The sequence below is a fragment of the Streptococcus sp. HSISS2 genome (genome assembly GCF_000448665.1).
Taxonomy (GTDB): Bacteria; Bacillota; Bacilli; order Lactobacillales; family Streptococcaceae; genus Streptococcus; species Streptococcus raffinosi.
In genome coordinates this window covers 748,254-750,027 of record NZ_CM002133.1, presented here as the reverse complement: position 1 = coordinate 750,027, position 1,774 = coordinate 748,254, and the positions used below count along the sequence as shown (strand labels likewise).

Genomic DNA, 1,774 nt, shown 5'->3' with positions numbered 1-1,774 from the left:
AGATTATTATGCCTAAGCTTGGTGTTGATATGCAGGAAGGCGAGATCATCGAGTGGAAAAACAGAGGTGATGTGGTTAATGAGGGGAGATATCCTTCTTGAAATCATGTCAGATAAGACGAACATGGAACTTGAAGCGGAAGATTCAGGTGTCCTTTTGAAGATTACTCGTCAGGCTGGTGAAACAGTTCCAGTAACTGAGGTAATTGGTTATATCGGAGCAGAAGGTGAAGTTGTGGCTGATAATGCTGCGAGCGCACCAGTTTCAGCAGCTGCACCGCAAGTTGAAGAAGTTGCTACTGTGGAAGCACCTGTAGTGGCAGCACAAGCCCAAGCCCCTGTTGCACACGAAGGTGGCAAAGTTCGTGCAACGCCTAAGGCTCGTAAGGTGGCGCGTGAGTTGGGCATTGACCTTGCTCAGGTTCCGGGAACTGGACCAAAAGGTCGGGTGCATGCAGATGACGTTGAGAACTTCAAAGGTGCTCAACCTAAGGTAACACCATTAGCACGTAAGATTGCTGCAGATCTCGGTATTGATTTAGCGACCGTTTCTGGAACAGGCTTTGGTGGTAAGATTACTAAGGAAGATGTCCTTGCAATCAGTGCTCCAGCACAAGTTAAGGAAGCTGCAGCTGCACCTGCAGTTGAAGCTAAACCTGAAAAAGTCTTGCCAGAAGGTGTGGAAGTTATCCCAATGTCTGCTATGCGTAAGGCGATTTCTAAGGGAATGACGCATTCATACTTGACTGCACCAACATTTACTCTTAACTATGATGTGGACATGACTAACCTTATGGCTCTTCGTAAGCAAGTCCTTGATCCAATCATGAACAAGACTGGTATGAAGGTGACTTTCACTGATTTGATTGGTTTAGCAGTCGTTCGTACCCTTATGAAGGAGGAACATCGTTACCTCAATGCATCCTTGATTGATGATGCGCAAAATATCGAATTACATAAATTTGTTAATATCGGTATTGCCGTTGGTCTTGATGATGGTTTGATTGTGCCAGTTGTTCATGGTGCAGATAAGATGAGTTTGTCCGAGTTTGTTGTGGCCTCTAAGGATGTCATTAAAAAAGCTCAAGCTGGTAAATTGAAGGCTGCCGAAATGTCAGGTTCTACCTTCTCAATTACTAACTTGGGAATGTTTGGAACTAAATCATTTAATCCAATAATCAACCAACCAAACTCAGCTATCCTTGGTGTTTCAGCAACTATTCAGACACCTGTTGTTGTTGATGGTGAAGTTGTCGTGCGTCCAATTATGGGACTTTGCTTAACTATTGACCACCGTATTGTTGATGGTATGAATGGTGCCAAATTCATGGTTGATTTGAAGCATTTGATTGAAAATCCAATGGAATTGTTGATTTAAGTGAAATAAAATATCTGAAAACTGAAGTTTTGAAATAGAAAGGAGAGGGCGAACCAGAGGGCTCAACTGAACCCGAGCGGAAAGCTTGGAAAATAGACCGTCCGTCTACGTCAGCAAGCTGACGTGTCGGACATCTAATTTTCAGTCGCTTTCTGGTCGCTCTTGGTATCTTATAAATGGCTTTTGAGATTATTATGCCTAAGCTTGGTGTTGATATGCAGGAAGGCGAGATCATCGAGTGGAAAAAACAAGAGGGTGATGTGGTTAATGAGGGAGATATCCTTCTTGAAATCATGTCAGATAAGACGAACATGGAACTTGAAGCGGAAGATTCAGGTGTCCTTTTGAAGATTACTCGTCAGGCTGGTGAAACAGTTCCAGTAACTGAGGTAATTGG

At 43.5% G+C, this 1,774-nt stretch carries 1 protein-coding gene and 1 pseudogene; both read left to right on the top strand.

Annotated features, from left to right (window positions below; translation table 11 throughout):
- Nucleotides 1–2 precede the first annotated feature (2 nt).
- Nucleotides 3–1,377 (top strand): annotated as a pseudogene (locus HSISS2_RS03405) (dihydrolipoamide acetyltransferase).
- A 176-nt stretch (nt 1,378–1,553) separates the two neighbouring features.
- The coding region (locus HSISS2_RS03400) for a biotin/lipoyl-containing protein (RefSeq protein WP_042766968.1) at nt 1,554–1,774 on the top strand (221 nt) is incomplete at its 3' end.